Source organism: Belnapia mucosa (genome assembly GCF_016775475.1).
Classification (GTDB): domain Bacteria; phylum Pseudomonadota; class Alphaproteobacteria; order Acetobacterales; family Acetobacteraceae; genus Belnapia; species Belnapia mucosa.
The window spans coordinates 54,100-71,546 of record NZ_JAEUXJ010000012.1 but is presented as its reverse complement, the minus strand read 5'-3'; the positions used below and the strand labels follow the sequence as shown (position 1 = coordinate 71,546).

Below are 17,447 nucleotides of genomic sequence, written 5' to 3'. Positions count from 1 at the left end.
GGGGGGGTTCCCGGCACACCCGATGCAAATCCGTCCCGATCACCAAGGCTTGCCCGCTGGGGCCGATGCCGCAGAGGATGCGCCCCGCGAACAGGGGGAAACCGAGATGACGGAGCCGGCCCGGCTTGAACTGCTCCGCCTGGCGGAGGAGGCGCTGCGGCGCCTGGCGCCCGCCCTGCCGCCCGATGCGGCAACATTGCTCCGCGCCCTGCATGCCGAGGTCCCGACCGCCGAGCTGGCGGCGCCCGAGGCGGTGGCTGCCGCCAGCGCCAGCCTCTTCGCCCTGGCGCAGGAGCGGCAGCCGGGCACGGTTCGCCTCCGCGTCATACCGCCCGCCGCCGGCCAGGGCCCGCATGCGGTGGCCGAGATCGTCACCGACGACATGCCCTTCCTGGTCGATAGCGCGCTCGGGGCGCTGTCCCGGCAGGGGCGGGTGGTGCGGCAGCTCCTGCATCCCGTGGTGCCGGTCCGCCGCGATGCCGCCGGCCGGCTGCTCGCCCTCGGCGAGGGGCCGGAGGCGCATCCCGAGAGCATGATGCGCATCACGCTTGGCGCCGCCCCGGCCGCCCTGCTGCCCGGCCTGCCCGGCGCCGCGCCAAATGACTGGGCCGGGCTGGAGGCGGCGCTGGCCGGGGCGCTCGCCGATACCCGCCGTGCGGTCGAGGATTTCCCTGCCATGGCCGCGCTGCTGCGCGGCGCCGCGGCTGAGGTCGCGCCGCGCGCCGAGCCGGGCGCCACCGACTTCCTGCGCTGGCTGGGCGAGGATAATTTCGTCCTGCTCGGCCATCGCCGGCTGATGCTGACGCCGGACGGGGCGCTGCGGGGGGTCGAGCCAGAGAATCTCGGCCTGCTGCGCGACCCGGCCCTGCCGGTCTTCGACGTGCTGCGCGGCGAGGGCACGCTGCCGCCGGCCTTGCGCGCCGCGCTGACCGATTCGGCCGCCGTCACCATCGCCAAGGCGAATATGCGCAGCACGGTCCACCGGCCGCAGCATGCCGATGTGATCGTCACCGACACGCTCGGCCCGGATGGCGCGGTGGTCGGGCTGCGGCTCTTCCTCGGCCTCTTCGCCGCCTCGGCCTATAACCGCAACCCGCGCAGCATCCCGCTCCTGGCGGAGAAGGTCGCCCGCATCCTCGGCGCCGCCGGCTACGACCCGGAAGCGCATGACGGAAGGGCGCTGCGCAACATCCTCGACACCTGGCCGCGCGACGAGCTGTTCCAGGCGCCGGAGGCGCAGATTCTCGCCGCCGCCCGGCGCGCGCTCGACCTGCAGATCAGGCCGCGCCCGGCCCTGGTGCTGCGGCGCGACCCCTTCGGCCGCTTCATCTCGGCCATCGCCTGGCTGCCGCGCGACACCTTCGACACGCGGCTGCGCGAGCGTGTCGGCGCCATGCTGGCCCGCGCCTGCGGCGGGCATCTCAGCGCCTGGTACATCGCCCTCGGCGATTCCCCGCTGGCCCGCATCCACTACATCATCGGCACCGACCCCGCCCGGCCGCCCGAGCTGGACGAGGCGGCGCTGGAGGCGGCCGTCGCCCAGGCCGCACGCGGCTTCCAGGACCGGCTGGCCGAGGCGCTGGCCGCCGAACGGGGAGAGGCCGCGGCCAGCGCGACCCTCGCCCGCTGGCGCGACGCCTTCCCGCCCGCCTACCGCGAGACCGCGACCGGCGCCGAGGGCGCGGCCGATCTCGCACTGGCCGAACGCGCCCTGGCCGAGGGCCGGCCCGCGGCGACGCTGATGCGCCCGCCCGGTGCGGCGGGCCTCGTGCTGCGGCTGGCCAATCCCGGCGGTCCGCTGCCGCTGGCGGATGCGCTGCCACTGTTCGAGAGCCTCGACCTCCGCGCCATCGAGGAGGTGCCGCACCGGCTGGCGCCGGCCGGGGCCGAGGCCATCGTGCTGCATGTCTTCACCCTGGAACCGGGCGCCCCGGCCGAGGAATCCCGCTTCCCGGCCCTGCTGGAGGCGCTGGCGGCGCTGCTGGAGGGCCGCGCCGAGCCCGACGGCTTCAACCGCCTGGTGCTGCGCGCCGGGCTCGGCTGGCGGGAATGCTGGCTGTTGCGCGCGCTCTATCGCTGGCTGAAGCAGGTCGGCTTCGCCTTCGCGCAGGCCAGCGTCGAGGCGGCGCTCGCCGCGCATCCGGCCGCCGCGCGGCTGCTGCTCGACCTCTTCCAGGCCCGCTTCGACCCGGACCGGCCGCGGGACGGGGAAGCGGCGCTGGAGGCCGGGTGGCGGGCGCTGCTGGATGCCGTCGAGAACCCGGATGAGGACCGCATCCTCTCCCGCCTGCACACCGTGCTCGGCGCGGTGCTGCGGACCAACTACTTCCAGCACAAGGACTACCTCTCGCTGAAGATCGACAGCGCCGCGGCCGGCGAGATGCCGGCGCCGCGGCCCTGGCGCGAGGTCTTCGTCCATTCGCCGCGGATGGAGGGCGTGCATCTCCGTGCCGGGCCGGTGGCACGCGGCGGCATCCGCTGGTCCGACCGGCGGGAGGATTTCCGCACCGAGATCCTCGGGCTGATGAAGGCGCAGCGCGTCAAGAACGTCGTCATCGTGCCGACCGGGGCGAAGGGCGGCTTTGTCCTCAAGCATGTGCCGACGGAGCGCGAGGCTTTCCAGGCCGAGGGCGTCGCCTGCTACCGGCTGCTGGTCCGCGGGCTGCTCGACATCACCGACAACCTCTCGCCAGAAGGCGTGGTTCCGCCCGCGCGCGTGGTGCGGCGCGACGGCGACGATCCCTACATGGTCGTCGCCGCCGACAAGGGCACGGCGACCTTCTCCGACATCGCCAACGGCCTCTCCGCCGAGTACGGCTTCTGGCTGGGCGATGCCTTCGCCAGTGGTGGCTCGGCCGGCTACGACCACAAGGGCATGGGCATCACCGCGCGCGGCGCCTGGGTGATGGTGGCGCGGCATTTCGCCGAACTCGGCCATGATATCTTCAGCCAGGATTTCACCTGCGCCGGCATCGGCGACATGTCGGGCGATGTCTTCGGCAATGGGCTGCTGATCTCGCCGCACACCAGGCTGGTCGCGGCCTTCGACCACCGCCACATCTTCCTCGACCCGAGCCCCGGCCCGGCCGCCTCCTTCGCCGAGCGGCAGCGCCTTTTCGCCCTGCCGCGCTCCTCCTGGGCCGACTACGACACCGCGAAGATTTCCGCGGGCGGCGGCGTCTTCCCGCGCTCGCTGAAGACCATCCCGCTCTCGCCCGAGGTGCGCACGCTGCTTGGGATCGAAGCAGAGCGGATCGAGCCGGCAGCGCTGATGCAGGCGATCCTCCGCGCCCCGGTGGACCTGCTCTATTTCGGTGGCATCGGCACCTATGTGAAGGCGAGCACGGAGAGCCAGGCCGAAGCCGGCGACCGTGCCAATGACGCGCTCCGCGTCAACGGCAAGGACGTCCGCGCCCGGGTGGTGGGGGAGGGCGCCAACCTCGCCGTGACGCAAGCCGGCCGGGTCGAGATCGCGCGCGCCGGCGGCCGCATCAACACCGATGCGCTCGACAACTCCGCCGGCGTCTCCACCAGCGACCATGAGGTGAACATCAAGATCCTGCTCGCCGACGCCGAAGCCTCCGGCGCGCTCACCCGTACGCAGCGTGACGCGCTGCTCGCCGAGATGACGGATGAGGTGGCGGGGCTGGTGCTGCGCGACAATGCCCAGCAGTCGCTGGCCGTCTCGCTCGAGGAGCGGGCGGGGGCCGAGGCGCTGCCGGGCCAGGCGGCGCTGATGCTGCGGCTGGAGGCGGCCGGGGTGCTCGACCGTGCGGTGGCCGGCCTGCCCGATGCCGCCGCCATGACCAGCCGGATCGCCGCCGGCGAGGCACTCGCCCGCCCCGGCATCGCGGCCCTGCTGCCGCTGGCCAAGCTCTGGCTGACCGAGACGATCGAGGCGGGCGACCTGCCGGACGACCCGGTCTTCGCCCCCATGCTGCTCGCCTATTTCCCGCAAGCCCTGCGGGAGCGCTTTCCGCAGATGATCGCCCGCCACCGGCTGCGGCGGGAGCTGGTGGCGACCGCCATCGCCAATGAGGTGGCGAACCGCCTCGGCTGCGCCGCGCTCGGAAGGCTGGCGGCCGCGGCCGATCCGGCGACCATCGCCCGCGCCGCCTGGCTCGCCGGCGAGGTCTTCGCCCTGCCGGAGGCTGCGGATGCCGCCGATGCCTCCACCGCCCCGGCCGCCGCCCGAATGGTGCTGCTGCTGGCGCTGCGGCGGCTGCAGGAGGAGGCGGCGCTCGGCCTGCTGGATGCGCCGCGGCCGCTGGAGCTGGCGCTGGCCGCGCTACGCCCCGGCGTGGAGGCCTTGGTCGCCGGCGCCGAGCCGGGGCCCGAGGCGGCCGCCTGGCGCGAGGCCGGGCTGCCGGAGCCCGCCGTGGCGCTGGCCGCCGCGGCGGGGCGCCTCGCCGCGGCGCCGGTGATCCTGCAACTGGCCGGTACCACCGGCGCCGCGCCCGAGGCCGCCGCGACCGCCTGGTCCGGCGTCGGGGCCGAGTATGGGATCGAGGCGCTGCGCGGCGCCGCCCATGCCGCCCCCGCCCCGGGTCCCTTCGGCCCGCGGGCCCGGGCGGCGCTGCTCGCCGATCTCGGCGCCATCCAGGCGCGGCTGGCCGCTGCCCGTCTGTCAGGCACGGCACCCCCGGCCGAGGCGCCCATCGCCCTGGCGCGGGAGGCGGCGAAGGTCGGCGACCTGGCGGCGGTCGGCGTCGCGGTCCGGGCGCTGGCGGCGGTGGCGTGAGCCATATCCTGCCGGACCTGCTCCGCCCCGGCCTGCGGCTGGTGATCTGCGGCAGCGCGGCGGGCGCCGTCTCCGCCGCGCGCGGCGCCTATTACGCCGGGCCGGGCAATAAATTCTGGGACATCCTGCACCGCATCGGCCTGACGCCGCGGCGCTTCCGGCCGGAGGAGTATTCCCTGCTGCTCGATCTCGGCATCGGCCTGACCGATCTCTGCAAAACCGCCTTCGGCGCGGATGCCGACCTGCCGCGGGACGGCTACGACCTGCCTGGGCTGAGGGCCCGGCTGGCCGCGGTGGCGCCCCGGCTGCTCGCCTTCAACGGCAAGGCAGCGGCGTCGCGCTGGCTCGGCGCCCACGCCCCGCGCTTCGGCTGGTGGGAGGGTGCGCCGCCGGTCATGGTGATGCCCTCCACCTCCGGCCTCGCCTGCCGGAGCTGGCAGGAGGCGCCCTGGTTCGACCTCGCCCGGCGCCTCGCATGACGCGCCAAGCCTGGGCCTGGGCCCTCTATGACTGGGCGAACAGCGCCTTCCCGACCGTCGTCTCCACCTTCGTGATCGCCGCCTATTTCACCCGCGGCATCGCGCCCGATCCCGCGACCGGCCAGGCGCAATGGGGCTGGATGCAGACAGTCGCGGGACTCGCCATCGCGCTGCTCTCGCCCGCCCTCGGCGCGGTCGCCGATGCGGGCGGCCGGCGACGGCTGATGCTCGGCCTCTGCACCGGGATGATGGTGGTGGCGACGGCGGGCATCTGGTTCGCGCAGCCGCGGCCGGAGGATGCGCTCTGGGCGCTGGCCTGCGTCGGCCTCGCCACCATCGCCTTCGAGCTGGGGACGGTCTTCTACAACTCCCTCCTGCCGGAGGTCGCGGCGCCGGCGCAGATCGGCCGCGTCTCCGGCCTCGCCTGGGGCCTGGGCTATGCCGGGGGCCTCGTCTGCCTCGTCATCGCGCTTGTCGTGCTGGTGCAGCCGAAGCCGCCGCTGTTTGGCCTGGATGCCGCCAGCGCCGAGCCGGTGCGGGCGACGGCCCTGCTGACCGCCGCCTGGGTCGCCGCCTTCGCCTGGCCGGTCCTTGCCCTGCTGCCGGGCAGCCATGGCCCGAAGCCCGGCTGGTGGGCGGCGGCGCGCGGCGGCATGGCCGAAATCACCCGCCTGCTGCGCCGCCTGCCGCGCAACCCGGTGATGGCGCGCTTCCTGGTCGCGCGCCTGTTCTACACCGACGGGCTGAACACCCTGTTTGCCTTCGGCGCCATCTATGCCGCCGGCGTCTTCGGTATGGGCTTCGAGGAGATCCTGGTCTTCGGCATCGCCCTCAACCTGACGGCCGGGCTGGGTGCCGCCGGCTTCGGCCTGGTCGAGGACCGGATGGGTTCGAAACGCACGGTGATGGTGGCGCTCGGCGCGCTGGTGCTGCTCTCGGCCGGGCTGCTGGTGGTGGAGAGGAAACCCGCTTTCTGGGCGCTGGCGCTGACGCTCGGCCTCTTCATCGGCCCAGCCCAGGCGGCGAGCCGCACGCTGATGGCCCGCCTCGCCCCGCCCGAGGAGGTGGCGGCGCATTTCGGGCTCTTCGCCCTCAGCGGCCGCGTCACCGGCTTCCTCGGCCCGGCCGTGCTCGCCGCCGTCACCACGGCGACGGGCAGCCAGCGGGCGGGGATGGCGACGGTTGTCGTCTTCCTCGCCCTCGGCGCCGCGGTCCTGGCGGGCGTGAAGCCCTATGCCGCGACCGAGAGATAGGCCGGCATCGGCTGGGTCTCGTCGACCACCTTGGTGACGCCGGGGATGTTCTCCGCCAGCACGCGCAGTGCCCGCCGCGCCGCCTCGCTGCGGACGAAGCCGTGGAAGGTGACGGTGCCGCCCTGCACCTCGACCATGGTGCTGAAGGTGTCGGCCCAGGGTTGCTTCCGCATCTGCGCCAGCACCGCCGCGCGGATGCGCCCGTCCGAGAGCCCATGCGCCGGCTCCGGCGGTGCCACCAGCGCGCGCAGCAGGTCGGCCCGGCTGACCAAGCCGCGCAGCTTGCCGTCCTCCACCACGAGCACGCGGCGGATGCCCATCTCCTCCAGCAGATGCGCCACATGGGTGGCGGTGGTGCCGGGGGTGACGGTGACGAGCTGTTCGGTCATCACATCGCTGGCGGTCGCGCCATGGGTGCGGGCATAGCGCTCCGCCTCGGTGGCGGCATCGGCGAAGAGGCGGCGCAGCCAGCCGGCGGGCCGGTCCTCGGCGCCAGCCAGGCGGCGGATCAGGTCGGCCTCGGTCACGATGCCGCGCAGCCTGCCGTCATGGTCCAGCACCGGCACGGCCGAGATGCCGCGCTCGGCCAGCAGCCGGGCGATGGCGACCACCGGCGTCTCCGGCGGCACGGTGACGACATCCACACTCATCAGGTCGCGGGCGGTGAGGCTGGTCATCGGGGCTTCTCCTTCGCCGATGGGCGGAGGATGCGCGCCGGCCCGCGATCACGCCTTGATCCGGCGCAAATGCGGCGCCTTTCGCCACTCCGCCGCAATGGCTATTGCTTGCGGTGCGATCCCTCCGGGAGGAACCGAAACCAATGTCCCAGATCACCCGCCGCGCCACGCTCGGCGCCGCTGCGTCCCTGCTCGCCGCCCCGCGCCTCGTTCGGGCCCAGGGCATGCAGCTTGCCATCGCCACCGGCACCACGGGCGGCGTCTACTATCCGCTGGGCGGCGGCCTCGCGAATATCCTCTCCCGCACCATCCCGGGCATGAGCGCGACGGTCGAGGTCACCGGCGGCTCGGTCGCCAACAACCAGCTGCTCGGCGCCGGCCGGGTCGGGCTGATCTTCTCCCAGGTCGATGCCAGCGTCGATGCGGTGAAGGGCGAGGACCGCTTCCGCGGCCGGCCGGTGAAGGTCCGCGCCATCGCCGTGCTCTACACCAACCGCATGCAGGCGGTGACCACCGCCGCCAGCGGCATCCAGAGCATCCAGGACATGAAGGGCAAGCGCATCTCCTCCGGCGCGCCCGGCTCGGCGACCGAGGTGATGGCCTTCCGCCTGATCGAGGCCGCGGGCCTCGACCGCGACAAGGATTTCCGCGCGCGCGAGCGGCTGTCGCCGGCCGAGAGCACCAATGCGGTGAAGGACGGCAAGCTCGACGCCTATTTCTTCGTCTCCGGCGTGCCGACCAGCGCGGTGACCGACCTCGCCGCCTCGCCCGGCATCACCATGCGGCTGGTGGACCATGCCGATCTGGTGCCGAAGATCACCGCGAAATACGGTCCGGTCTATTTCCCCGAGGTGATCCCGGCCGGCACCTATCCCGGCCAGACCACGGACAACCAGCAGATGTCGGTCGCCAATATCCTCGCGGTGATGGACACCATGCCGGACGACATGGTGACGAAGATCCTGGAGAGCACCTGGAACGGCCGCGCCGAGCTGGCCCAGGTGCATGCCGAGGGCCGCGGCTTCACGCTGGAGCGGCAGAAGACCGCGGCGGCCGGCGTGCCCTGGCACCCGGCGGCCGAGGCTTTCTGGAAGAAGCAGGGCGCCAACCTGGGCTGAGCGGCCAGGAGCGTTGCGGGGGGCATGGTGCCGGCGTGAACGATACGCAATGCCAGCAACCTGCCCCTCCGCCTCCCGTTCCCCTGACCCAAGGAGAGCTGGAGAGCCGCCCCATGAAGACCATCCTCGCCGCCGCAGCCGCCGTGGCGCTGCTGTCTGCCGCGCCCGCCATGGCCAAGCCGTCCTGTGCCAAGGGGGCCGCCCTTGGCGCGGTGGGCGGGCATATGGTGGGCAGCGGCCATGCCGTCGCCGGCGCCGCGGCGGGCTGCGCCGTCGGCTCGCATGAGCGCAGCCGGGCCGACCGCGCCGCTGCCAGGCAGCAGGCGCCCCAGAACCAGCAGCAGCCCGCGCCACAGCCGGCACACTGAACCAGGCCCCGCCGCGCTACCGTCGCGTCGGTGCGTGGTGCTAGCCTTCCGGCAACGAAAACCGGGAGGAATATCCAGTGCTGCACCGCCGCGGGCTGCTTGCGACACCCATGCTGGCCGCCTTGCCCCTTGCCGGGCGAGCGCAGGGAAGCTGGCCGGACCGGCCGGTCCGCATCATCGTCGGCTTCCCGCCCGGCGGCTCGCTCGATGTCATGACGCGGCTGGCCGCCGAGCAGATGGGGCAGCGCCTCGGCCAGCCCTTCATCGTCGAGACCCGCACCGGCGCCTCCGGCAATATCGGAACGGAGGCGCTCGCCCGCGCCGCGCCGGATGGCACCACCATCGGCACGGTCAGCATGCACAACCTGCTGATCAACCCGCACCTCTTCAAAAGCCTGCCCTACGACCCCGACCGCGACTTCGCCTGGATCAGCGCGATGTGGGACCTGCCCAACGTGCTGGTCGTGCCGGCGCAGCATGTCCCGGCGCGGACGCTGGCGGAGTTCGTCGCCTGGGCGAAGGCGCGGCCCGGCGGGGTCAGCTACGGCTCCTCCGGCGTCGGCACCACCATCCATCTCTCCGGCGCCTACCTCGCCAATCGCGCCGGCCTTGATGCGCAGCACGTCTCCTTCCGCGGCGGCGCGCAGACCATCACCGCCATGCTGGGGGGCGACATCCAGTATGCCGTGGACAACCTCGCCTCCTATGTCGGGGTGATCCAGGAGGGGCGGATGCGGGCGCTGGCCGTGGCGCTGCCGCAGCGCTGGCCGGCCCTGCCGGATGTGCCGACCATGGCGGAGGCCGGCCTGCCCGGCTTCGACGTCTCGCCCTGGCATCTCTGGGCAGCGCCACGGGGCACGCCTCAGGCGGTGGTCGAGCGGCTCTCGGCCGAGGTGCGCGCCGCCTGGACCGACCCGGCGCTGCAGCAGCGGGCGATCGGGATGGGCGCCCGGCTGACCGGCTCCACGCCCGAGGGGCTGGCGGCGCGGCTCGCCAAGGAACGGCCGATCTGGGGGGAGATGGTGAAGGTCAGCGGCGCTCGGCCGGAGTAGCGCGGGCCAGGATCCGGCCGAAATCGCCATCCAGCGCGGCGAGGGCCCCGTCGATCCGGGCCCGGCGCTCGCCGATCCATCCCTCCTGCGCCGCCAGCCTCTCGCCGGCGGCGCGCAGCATCCGTGCCATCTCCGACGGCTGCGGCCCGCCGCTGGTCGCCCGGTTGCGGATGATGGCGGCGGGGTCGAGCGCGGCGCGGAATTCCGTCTCGCTCATGGGCAGCTCACCCTCCGGCTGGCGCATCTCGCGCAGCGTCTCCGCATAGATCCGCCGCGCCTCGGCATAGGGGAAGTCGGCCGGGCGGATGTCATGCGCCTTGGCGTAATCGACCACCTCCGAGGCGAAGTGGTGGCCGACGCGGAAGGGCAGGCGATGGCGTCGCATCAGCACATCCGCCACCTCCTGCGAGGCGGTCCAGTCGCTGTTCAGCTCCTCCAGCGCCCGCTCCGGGCTGAGGACGAGCGCATGCAGGATGCGGTCCCAGCGTTCCAGCAGGTTCACGGTCGCGGCGATCAGCGCCATGTTGTCGGCGGTGACCTTCGGGTCGTTCATGCCGGCGGGATGTTGTGCGCCTGCAGCGCCCTTCCCATGCCGAGCGTCACCACCGTCGAGGCCTGCCGCCGCGCATCGTTCAGCAGGCCCGGGTTGCGCTTCTGCGGCATGGCGCTCGAGACATAGGTGTTGCCGCCGCCTTCCTCGAGCAGGATCCAGGGCCGCGGCTGGGCATACTGGGTCATCACATCGGCGATGTAGGCGCCGGCATGGAGCGCGATGCTGGTGGCGACGGCGCCGATCTCGACCGGCAGGTCGGTGGCGGCGATCTGCGCCGCGTCATAGGCATTGTCCACCTTGTCCGGGAAGCCGAGATAGCGCGCCATGCGGTCGCGGTTCAGCGGCCAGCTCGTGCCGTTCAGCACCGTCGTGCCCATGGGCGAGAGGTCGAGCCGCGCATAGGCCTCGCGCAGCCGCTGGGCGTCGCGGTCGAGCCCGGCGATATGGCCGAGCAGGTAATGGCCGTAGCTGTTGGGCTGGGCGGCGACACCGTTGGTGTAGTTCGGCACCACCGTCCCGGCATGGCGCTCCGCCACGCGCAGCATGGAGTCCGTGGTGCGGCGGAGCTGCCCGGCCAGGCGCAGCAGCCCGTCCCGCAGCATGGCGGCGCGGACCGTCGCCAGCATGTCCTGGCTTGATCGCCCGGCATGCAGCAGCGTCGCCTCGACGCCCGCGGCCTCGATCAGCAGCGGCTCGAAGGTGATGACGAGGTTGGGGCGCTGGCCGCCCGGCTGCGCGCCCGCCTGCAGCACGGCATCGAGCCCGGCGGCGATCCGTGGCGCCAGCGCCGGGTCCAGCAGCCCTTCCTCCGAGTTGATGACGGTGCTGGCCTTGTTGATCTCGCCCAGCCAGAAGAACTCGTCGCGCCGCGGCGACGGCTGCGCGGCCAGCGGCGCCGCCAGGCTGCCCATCATCATCACCCCGATCAGTGCCCCGATGCCGCGCCGCATGCTCAGCCCCCTTCGGCCATGCGCCGCATCGCCGCGGCGGTGGCGCGGTCGCGGGGATCCTCGCTCGCGGCCAGACCCGCAGTCGCGCCATCCCGGTCGGGGGCGGCGCGGTTCTGGCTGAGCTTGCGCTTGCCGGTCAGAAGCTCGATCCGAAGCGTGAAGCCGACGATCCCCTTGAGCTGCCCCGCGATGAATGGCTCCGGCGCATCGGCGACCGACCAGGGCCGCGGCTGCGACGCCTCCTTCTCCTCGGTCAGCTGGCTGACGATGGCGTGCAGCCGCACCGGGTCCTCGATGATCTCGACCGGCCCCTCGGCATGCACCGCCTCGTAATTCCAGGTGGGCACCACCCGGTGATGCTCGGCCTTGGAGGGATACCAATTCGGCGAGACATAGGCCTCCGCCCCGCGGAACACCGCGATCGCGCGCCCGGCCTCGCGCAGCGCTGCCGCATGCGGGTTGGCCCGCGCCAGATGGCCGATCAGCAGCCCCGCCCCGGCATCCAGCGTCAGCGGCAGATGGGTGATGTCCGGCACGCCGCCCGCCCCGTTCGAGACGAGCAGGGCAAGTCGGGCCTGGCGGATCAGGCTGTGCAGGATCTCCGGGCGGTCCTCCCGGAAGGCGGCGGGGTTGTACATGGGCCGAGCATGGCAGGACGGCCCCGCCGCCGTCCAATGCCGGCAGGGCGGGTCAGCGGTGCTTGTCGGGCTCGGTCTCGGCGGCGGCGCTCTCGGTCTTGGCGCGCTCGTCATTCGGCCGGCCCCCGGGCGATCCGCCGGCCTGCTCGATCTCCTCGGGCTTCGCGGCGCCGCGGGATTTCTCCTCCTCGGTCCAGGGGGCCTCGCCCGTGCCCTTCTGCACTGGCCTGGGTTCCGGCATCTCGCATCTCCTCCGTATCGAGCTTCCAGCGCGTCCCGGGCGCCACGGTTCCGCCGCTGCCGCGTTGGGGCGGCGGCTGCCCGAGAGAAAGGACTGCCATGCTGACCGAGTTGCTCACGGGCGGGCGGGAGATGCCGGTCTGGCTCTCGCTCCTGGTCGCCTTCGTCCTGGCCCCGGCGCTGGCCCTGCTGGTGCTGTGGCTGCTGCATGCGCTGCTGGACCGGCTGCTCTCGGCCAGCAATGCGCGGGTGCTGCAGCGGGTGATGGTGGATGGCCGCAGCGCGGTCCGGGTCGCGGTGGCGCTGCTCGCGATCCAGGCGGCCTTGCCGGAGGTGGACCTGCCGACCGAGGCCTCACGCGCCGCCAGCCGCGCCGCCGCGCTCGGCCTGGTGGTGGCGCTCGGCTGGGCGGCGACCCGCAAGGTGGCCGCGGTCTTCGATTCCTACATGGTCGAGGAACTCGGCGAGAATGCCGACTGGCTGCAACGGCGGCGGCGCACCCAGCTGATCGTCTTCCGCCGCCTGGCCGTCTCAGCCGGGGTGGCGCTGACGGCGGGGCTGGTGCTGACAGCGATCCCGGCGGTCCGGACCGTCGGCCTCAGCCTCTTCGCCTCCGCGGGGGTTGCCGGCATCGTCGCCGGCCTCGCGGCCCGGCCGGCCGTCTCCAACCTCATCGCCGGCATCCAGATCGCGCTGACCCAGCCGATCCGCCTCGGCGATGCGGTGCTGGTCGAGGGCGAATGGGGCCATGTGGCGGAGATCACCTCGACCTATGTGACCATCGCCACCTGGGACCAGCGCTCGCTGGTGGTCCCGATCAACTATTTCACCGAACGCCCCATCCGCAATTGGACCAAGACCAGCGCCCAGCTACTGGACACCGTCTTCGTCTATGTGGACTACACCGTCCCGGTCGCCGCGCTGCGGGCCGAGGCGCAGCGCATCCTGGAGACCAGCCCGCTCTGGGACCGCCGGGTCTTCGCCGTGCAGGTCACCGACCTGAAGGAGCGGAGCATCGAGGTCCGGGTGCTCATGAGCGCGGCCAATTCCGGCGCCATGTTCGACCTGCGCTGCCTGATGCGCGAAGAACTGGTCGCCTTCCTCGCCAAGCACTACCCGAAGGCCCTGCCGCAGACCCGGTTCACCCTGTCCGAGGCGCAAGCGGCTTGACCCGGCGCGGCGCCGCCGCCAGCCTTTCCCAAAAGGCGGGAGGGCCGACCGATGCCGGGACGTCGCATGCTGCTCGGGGGCGCGCTCGCCGCCGCCGCCATCCGCCGGGCCGGGGCCCAGTCCTGGCCGGACCGGCCGATCCGCATCATCGCGCCCTATGCGCCGGGCGGGCAATCCGACACGGTGGCGCGGCTGCTCTCGCCGAAGCTGGCGGAATCCCTCGGCCAGAGCATCGTGATCGAGAACCGCACCGGCGCCGGCGGCTCGATCGGCGCCGGGATCGTCGCCCAGTCCCCGCCTGACGGCTACACGCTGCTGTTCGAAAGCTTCGCCTTCCTCGTCGTGCCCTTCATCGTGAAGGGCCTGACCTTCGACTACGAGACGGCCTTCGCCCCGGTCGGCCAGGCGGTGGCGCTGCCCTATGTGCTGGTGGTGAAGCGCGACTTCCCGGCGAAGGACATGGCCGGCTTCCTCGCCCATGCCAAGGCGCATCCCGGCGTCAGCTACGGCACGCCCGGCGTCGGCTCCCTCGGCCATCTGGCCGGCGCGCTGCTGGAGAACCGGGCCGGGATCAAGCTGGAGCACGTGCCCTATCGCGGCGGCGCGGAATCGGCGCGGGACCTGGCCGCCGGCACCATCGACGCCGCGATCGGCACCGCCAATACCTTCGGCCCCCTGGTGCAGGAGGGGAAGGTGCGGGGCCTGGCGCTGACCAGCGGCGAGCGGCGCGGCAGCCTCTCCCACCTGCCCACCATTGCCGAGAGCGGCTTCCCCGGCTTCGACCTGACCAGCTGGAACGGCCTGTTCGCCCCCGCCGGCACGCCGGCGCCGGTGATGGCGCGGCTGGAGGCGGCGCTGGCCCATGCGACGCGCGATCCGGCGACGCGGGAGAAGCTGGCGATGACCGGCAATGACGCGGTCACCGAAGGCTCGGCCGCCTTCACCGCCCGCATCCAGCGGGAGAGGGTGGTGGTGAAGCAGATCGTGGCGCAGACCGGCATCCGGGCGGAGTAGTCAGCTCTCGCCCTCGTTCGGAATGTTGAGCAGGATGCCGCAGGCCTTGCAGTGGACCGCATCCGGCTCGTGCCGCTGCAGGCCGCAATCCGGGCAGGAAAAGCGCACCTTGTTCGGCCGGAACAGCGTCTGCGCCAGCCGAAGGAACAGGGTGACGCCGGCCAGCATGATCACCACCGAGAGCAGCCGCCCGAGCGGCCCCTGCAGGGTGATGTCGCCGAAGCCCGTCGTCGTCAGGGTGGTGACAGTGAAGTAGAGCGCGTCCGAATAGTTGGTGATGTGCGGGTTGCCGCGGTGCTGCGTCTCGAAGACCACGCCGGTCATGACGAAGATGAAGACACCGAGCTGCGCCGCCGCCAGCGCCGCTTCCTCGTTCTGGCGGAAGAAGGGCAGGTCGCTGCGGAGCGAGGCGATCAGCCGGACCGAATGCAGCAGCCGGAGCGTCCGCAGCACGCGGAGGAACCCCAGCGCGCCGTGCAGCAGCGGCGCGAGCAGCAGGGAGAGGATGCCGAGCAGGTCGGCCAGCTCCAGCGGCCGCATCAGGTTCCGCCAGGGGCGCGCACTGGCGCCGATCCGCGTGGCGAATTCGGCCAGCAGGACGAGGCCGAGCCCGACATCCACGGCCAGCACCAGCGTGCTGAGCGGCAGGAAGGAGGCCGTGACGATCCAGCCGATGCTGACCAGGTCGAGGCCGAGCAGGGCATAGCGGAAGCGCCGGGCCTCCGGCACCTCCGCCCGGTAGAGCCTCCGCAGCGCAACCCGGAGCCGATCGCGCCGCGGCCACCGCATGGCTACAGCGCGCCGCCCCGGCGCCCGGCCATGGCGCCGAGCCGCAGCCGCAGCGCGTTCAACTTGATGAAGCCCTGGGCATCGAACTGGTCATAGGCGCCCTGGTCTTCCTCGAAGGTGACGTGCTTCATCGAATAGAGGCTGTGCGAGCTGCGCCGGCCGGTGACGATGACATTGCCCTTATACAGCTTCATCCGCACCTCGCCGGTGACGCTGCGCTGGCTTTCATCCGCCATGGCCTGGATCATCCGGCGCTCCGGGCTGAACCAGAAGCCGTTATAGACGATCTCCGCATAGCGCGGCATCAGCGAGTCCTTGAGGTGCGCCGCCTCGCGGTCCAGCGTGATGCTCTCGATGGCGCGGTGCGCCTGATAGAGGATGGTGCCGCCTGGCGTCTCGTAGCAGCCGCGCGACTTCATGCCGACGAAGCGGTTCTCCACCAGGTCCAGCCGGCCGATGCCATTGGCCTTGCCGAGGGCATTGAGCTCGGTCAGCAGCGTCGCCGGGCTCATCCGCTTGCCGTTGATGCCGACGGCGTCGCCGCGCTCGAACTCGACCACGATCTCGGTCGGGCTGTCGGGCGCCTCCATCGGGCTGATGGTGCGCTGCCAGACCATCTCGTCCGGCGCGTCCCAGGGCTCCTCGAGGATCTTCCCCTCGGAGCTGCTGTGCAGGAGGTTGGCATCGACCGAGAAGGGCGCCTCGCCGCGCTTGTCCTTGGCGATCGGGATCTGGTTCTGTTCGGCGAATTCCAGCAGCCGGGTACGGCTCGTCAGCTCCCATTCACGCCAGGGGGCGATGACCTTCACATCGGGTTTCAGCGCGTAATAGCCGATCTCGAAGCGGACCTGGTCATTGCCCTTGCCGGTCGCGCCATGGGCGACGGCATCGGCGCCGACCTCTTCGGCGATTCGGATCTGCTCCTGCGCGATGAGCGGCCGGGCAATGGAGGTGCCGAGGAGATACTGGCCTTCATAGAGGGCATTCATCCGGAACATCGGGAAGACGAAGTCCCGTACGAATTCCTCCCGCAGGTCACGGATGAAAACGTTCTCGGGCTTGATGCCGAGCAGCAGCGCCTTGTCCCGGGCCGGGCCCAGCTCCTCGCCCTGGCCGAGATCGGCGGTGAAGGTCACCACCTCGCACCGATAGGTGGTCTGGAGCCATTTGAGGATGACGCTGGTGTCGAGGCCGCCGGAATAGGCCAGCACGACCTTCTTCACATCCTTCACGCGCATGGTCGGGTCCTTGGGGAGCTGGATCGCGGCTTGGTGCCCCGGAAGGCGGCCCCAAACAAGGGGCTAGTTGTGCAGATCACGGTTGCGCGAGTCGGGTCTGTCATGGTTTCATCACATCCATGGGATATCACATACTATTGTGGCTAGCCCTGATGCTGGCCCTGCCGCTGCCGCTCCATGCCGAACCCGTCTCGGTACTGGATGCCGGCGCCGTGCCGCATCTCTCGGCCGAAGGCCGCGCCGACTATCAGCGTTTCCTCCAGCAGGCGACGCCGCGGGTCTTCGCCCTCAGCCCGAGCGGCGCCTGGGGCTGGGCCGCCGCCCAACCCGATCTCGCCGCCACCGAGGCCCGGGCCATCGCCCTTTGCGCCCAATGGGTCGGCGCAGAGGCCGGCGCCGGCTGCCGTGCCTATGCGCGCGATCTCACCGTGGTCTGGCCGGGGCTTGAGACGGTCGCCTCGCTGCCGCCGCCGCCCAACCGGCCGCTGCTCGGCGGGCCGGGCTGGGCGATGGTGGCGGATGGCCGCTTCTTCTGGCAAGGCCCGGCCGCGGCGCGTGGCGCCTATATCTGGGCGCATGGCCGCGCCGCCGGAGGCCAGGACAGCCGCGGCAGCCAGCCGCAGCCGCATGTCCGCGTCTTCAACAATGCCGGCTGGGACGTGCTGCGCTTCGACCGCGACCCCTCCCTCGATGAGACCGAGGATGCCGCCATCTGGCTGCGGGGGGCGCTGCGGGCGCTGCGGGCCCGGGGCTACGCCCGGATCGTCGTCGGCGGCCAGTCGCGCGGCGCCTGGAACGCCCTGCAGGCGCTGGACGAGCCGGGGCTGGTCGATGGCGTGGTGGCGGTCGCCCCCGCCGCGCATGGCCCGCGCGGCAGCCCCGCCTGGGGCTGGGCAGTGGCGGAACTGCGCGAGGTGCTGGAGCGTGCCCGCAACCCCGCCGCCCGCGTCGTCGTCGCCACCTTCGAAGGCGATGAATTCGACCCGGACCCGAATGCCCGCGCCCGGCTGTTCCAGGCCCTCGGCCGGCGGGTGCAGGACCTGCTCTTCCTCGACCGGCCCGCCGGACTCGCTGGCCATGGCGGCGGGGCGGAATCGCTCTTCACCCGCCGCTTCGGCGACTGCCTGCTGGAATTCATGGAGGGCCGGCCGGCCCAGTGTGGGTGAT

General features: G+C 72.4%; 16 protein-coding genes. 9 read left to right on the top strand and 7 right to left on the bottom strand.

Annotated elements, in window-relative coordinates:
• Positions 1 to 106: 106 nt before the first annotated feature.
• Genes JMJ55_RS22580 through JMJ55_RS22570 form a run of 3 tightly spaced genes read left to right on the top strand, consistent with a single transcriptional unit; the run spans position 107 to position 6,473 of the window.
• Positions 107 to 4,741, top strand: coding sequence for an NAD-glutamate dehydrogenase (locus tag JMJ55_RS22580; RefSeq protein WP_202827867.1), 4,635 nt, complete (start codon positions 107 to 109; stop codon positions 4,739 to 4,741).
• Entirely contained in the window at positions 4,738 to 5,220 is a 483-nt protein-coding gene (locus tag JMJ55_RS22575) for a mismatch-specific DNA-glycosylase (protein WP_328702752.1), read from the top strand. The genes JMJ55_RS22580 and JMJ55_RS22575 overlap by 4 nt, the downstream gene beginning before the upstream one ends.
• Positions 5,217 to 6,473 carry an MFS transporter gene (locus JMJ55_RS22570; RefSeq protein ID WP_202827866.1) on the top strand — a complete coding sequence of 419 codons (1,257 nt, stop codon included), beginning with the start codon at positions 5,217 to 5,219 and terminating at the stop codon, positions 6,471 to 6,473. Before JMJ55_RS22575 ends, JMJ55_RS22570 begins: the two co-directional genes overlap by 4 nt.
• On the opposite strand, the gene JMJ55_RS22565 is transcribed toward JMJ55_RS22570, so the two are convergent.
• Positions 6,452 to 7,150 (bottom strand): CBS domain-containing protein, encoded by a 699-nt coding sequence (locus tag JMJ55_RS22565; RefSeq protein ID WP_236033934.1) that lies wholly within the window; start codon positions 7,148 to 7,150, stop codon positions 6,452 to 6,454. The two genes, JMJ55_RS22570 and JMJ55_RS22565, sit on opposite strands and share 22 nt — an antisense overlap.
• Positions 7,151 to 7,293: 143 nt before the next feature.
• Here JMJ55_RS22565 and JMJ55_RS22560 point away from each other — a divergent pair, with 143 nt between their 5' ends.
• From JMJ55_RS22560 to JMJ55_RS22550, 3 genes are all read left to right on the top strand, one after another.
• Entirely contained in the window at positions 7,294 to 8,268 is a 975-nt protein-coding gene (locus JMJ55_RS22560) for a TAXI family TRAP transporter solute-binding subunit (RefSeq protein ID WP_202827865.1), read from the top strand.
• A 113-nt stretch (positions 8,269 to 8,381) separates the two neighbouring features.
• On the top strand, positions 8,382 to 8,636 hold the full coding sequence (locus tag JMJ55_RS22555) for a hypothetical protein (protein ID WP_202827864.1): 255 nt from the start codon (positions 8,382 to 8,384) through the stop codon (positions 8,634 to 8,636).
• 77 nt (positions 8,637 to 8,713) lie between these two features.
• Positions 8,714 to 9,688 (top strand): Bug family tripartite tricarboxylate transporter substrate binding protein, encoded by a 975-nt coding sequence (locus tag JMJ55_RS22550; RefSeq protein ID WP_328702751.1) that lies wholly within the window; start codon positions 8,714 to 8,716, stop codon positions 9,686 to 9,688.
• On the opposite strand, the gene JMJ55_RS22545 is transcribed toward JMJ55_RS22550, so the two are convergent.
• Genes JMJ55_RS22545 through JMJ55_RS22530 form a run of 4 tightly spaced genes read right to left on the bottom strand, consistent with a single transcriptional unit; the run spans position 9,666 to position 12,070 of the window.
• On the bottom strand, positions 9,666 to 10,241 hold the full coding sequence (locus tag JMJ55_RS22545) for a lyase family protein (protein ID WP_202827863.1): 576 nt from the start codon (positions 10,239 to 10,241) through the stop codon (positions 9,666 to 9,668). The genes JMJ55_RS22550 and JMJ55_RS22545 overlap by 23 nt on opposite strands.
• A complete protein-coding gene (locus tag JMJ55_RS22540) occupies positions 10,238 to 11,191 on the bottom strand; it encodes a lyase family protein (RefSeq protein WP_202827862.1) in 954 nt (317 codons plus the stop codon). The genes JMJ55_RS22545 and JMJ55_RS22540 overlap by 4 nt, the downstream gene beginning before the upstream one ends.
• Positions 11,192 to 11,193: 2 nt before the next feature.
• On the bottom strand, positions 11,194 to 11,829 hold the full coding sequence (locus JMJ55_RS22535; RefSeq protein ID WP_202827861.1) for an FMN-binding negative transcriptional regulator: 636 nt from the start codon (positions 11,827 to 11,829) through the stop codon (positions 11,194 to 11,196).
• Positions 11,830 to 11,881: 52 nt separating this feature from the next.
• Positions 11,882 to 12,070, bottom strand: coding sequence for a hypothetical protein (locus tag JMJ55_RS22530; protein ID WP_202827860.1), 189 nt, complete (start codon positions 12,068 to 12,070; stop codon positions 11,882 to 11,884).
• A 98-nt stretch (positions 12,071 to 12,168) separates the two neighbouring features.
• Here JMJ55_RS22530 and JMJ55_RS22525 point away from each other — a divergent pair, with 98 nt between their 5' ends.
• Both JMJ55_RS22525 and JMJ55_RS22520 read left to right on the top strand, forming a co-directional pair.
• Positions 12,169 to 13,239 carry a mechanosensitive ion channel family protein gene (locus tag JMJ55_RS22525; RefSeq protein ID WP_202827859.1) on the top strand — a complete coding sequence of 357 codons (1,071 nt, stop codon included), beginning with the start codon at positions 12,169 to 12,171 and terminating at the stop codon, positions 13,237 to 13,239.
• Positions 13,240 to 13,290: 51 nt separating this feature from the next.
• Positions 13,291 to 14,253: a Bug family tripartite tricarboxylate transporter substrate binding protein gene (locus tag JMJ55_RS22520; protein WP_202827858.1), complete on the top strand. Its 963-nt coding sequence runs from the start codon at positions 13,291 to 13,293 to the stop codon at positions 14,251 to 14,253.
• Here JMJ55_RS22520 and JMJ55_RS22515 read toward each other — a convergent pair whose 3' ends face one another.
• A complete protein-coding gene (locus JMJ55_RS22515; protein WP_202827857.1) occupies positions 14,254 to 15,042 on the bottom strand; it encodes a potassium channel family protein in 789 nt (262 codons plus the stop codon). It lies immediately after the preceding gene.
• Between the two features lie 2 nt (positions 15,043 to 15,044).
• Positions 15,045 to 16,280, bottom strand: coding sequence for an argininosuccinate synthase (locus JMJ55_RS22510; RefSeq protein ID WP_202827856.1), 1,236 nt, complete (start codon positions 16,278 to 16,280; stop codon positions 15,045 to 15,047).
• Between the two features lie 137 nt (positions 16,281 to 16,417).
• Here JMJ55_RS22510 and JMJ55_RS22505 point away from each other — a divergent pair, with 137 nt between their 5' ends.
• Positions 16,418 to 17,446 carry an alpha/beta hydrolase gene (locus tag JMJ55_RS22505; RefSeq protein WP_202827855.1) on the top strand — a complete coding sequence of 343 codons (1,029 nt, stop codon included), beginning with the start codon at positions 16,418 to 16,420 and terminating at the stop codon, positions 17,444 to 17,446.
• The last annotated feature ends 1 nt before the right edge of the window (position 17,447 follow it).

Coding starts and splice junctions, on each gene's coding strand:
- JMJ55_RS22525 (WP_202827859.1), top strand. CDS start 12,169: ATGCTGACCGAGTTGCTCACGGGCGGGCGGGAGATGCCGGTCTGGCTC.
- JMJ55_RS22555 (WP_202827864.1), top strand. CDS start 8,382: ATGAAGACCATCCTCGCCGCCGCAGCCGCCGTGGCGCTGCTGTCTGCC.
- JMJ55_RS22520 (WP_202827858.1), top strand. CDS start 13,291: ATGCCGGGACGTCGCATGCTGCTCGGGGGCGCGCTCGCCGCCGCCGCC.
- JMJ55_RS22540 (WP_202827862.1), bottom strand. CDS start 11,191: ATGCGGCGCGGCATCGGGGCACTGATCGGGGTGATGATGATGGGCAGC.
- JMJ55_RS22515 (WP_202827857.1), bottom strand. CDS start 15,042: ATGCGGTGGCCGCGGCGCGATCGGCTCCGGGTTGCGCTGCGGAGGCTC.
- JMJ55_RS22560 (WP_202827865.1), top strand. CDS start 7,294: ATGTCCCAGATCACCCGCCGCGCCACGCTCGGCGCCGCTGCGTCCCTG.
- JMJ55_RS22530 (WP_202827860.1), bottom strand. CDS start 12,070: ATGCCGGAACCCAGGCCAGTGCAGAAGGGCACGGGCGAGGCCCCCTGG.
- JMJ55_RS22535 (WP_202827861.1), bottom strand. CDS start 11,829: ATGTACAACCCCGCCGCCTTCCGGGAGGACCGCCCGGAGATCCTGCAC.
- JMJ55_RS22545 (WP_202827863.1), bottom strand. CDS start 10,241: ATGAACGACCCGAAGGTCACCGCCGACAACATGGCGCTGATCGCCGCG.
- JMJ55_RS22565 (WP_236033934.1), bottom strand. CDS start 7,150: ATGACCAGCCTCACCGCCCGCGACCTGATGAGTGTGGATGTCGTCACC.
- JMJ55_RS22580 (WP_202827867.1), top strand. CDS start 107: ATGACGGAGCCGGCCCGGCTTGAACTGCTCCGCCTGGCGGAGGAGGCG.
- JMJ55_RS22510 (WP_202827856.1), bottom strand. CDS start 16,280: ATGCGCGTGAAGGATGTGAAGAAGGTCGTGCTGGCCTATTCCGGCGGC.
- JMJ55_RS22570 (WP_202827866.1), top strand. CDS start 5,217: ATGACGCGCCAAGCCTGGGCCTGGGCCCTCTATGACTGGGCGAACAGC.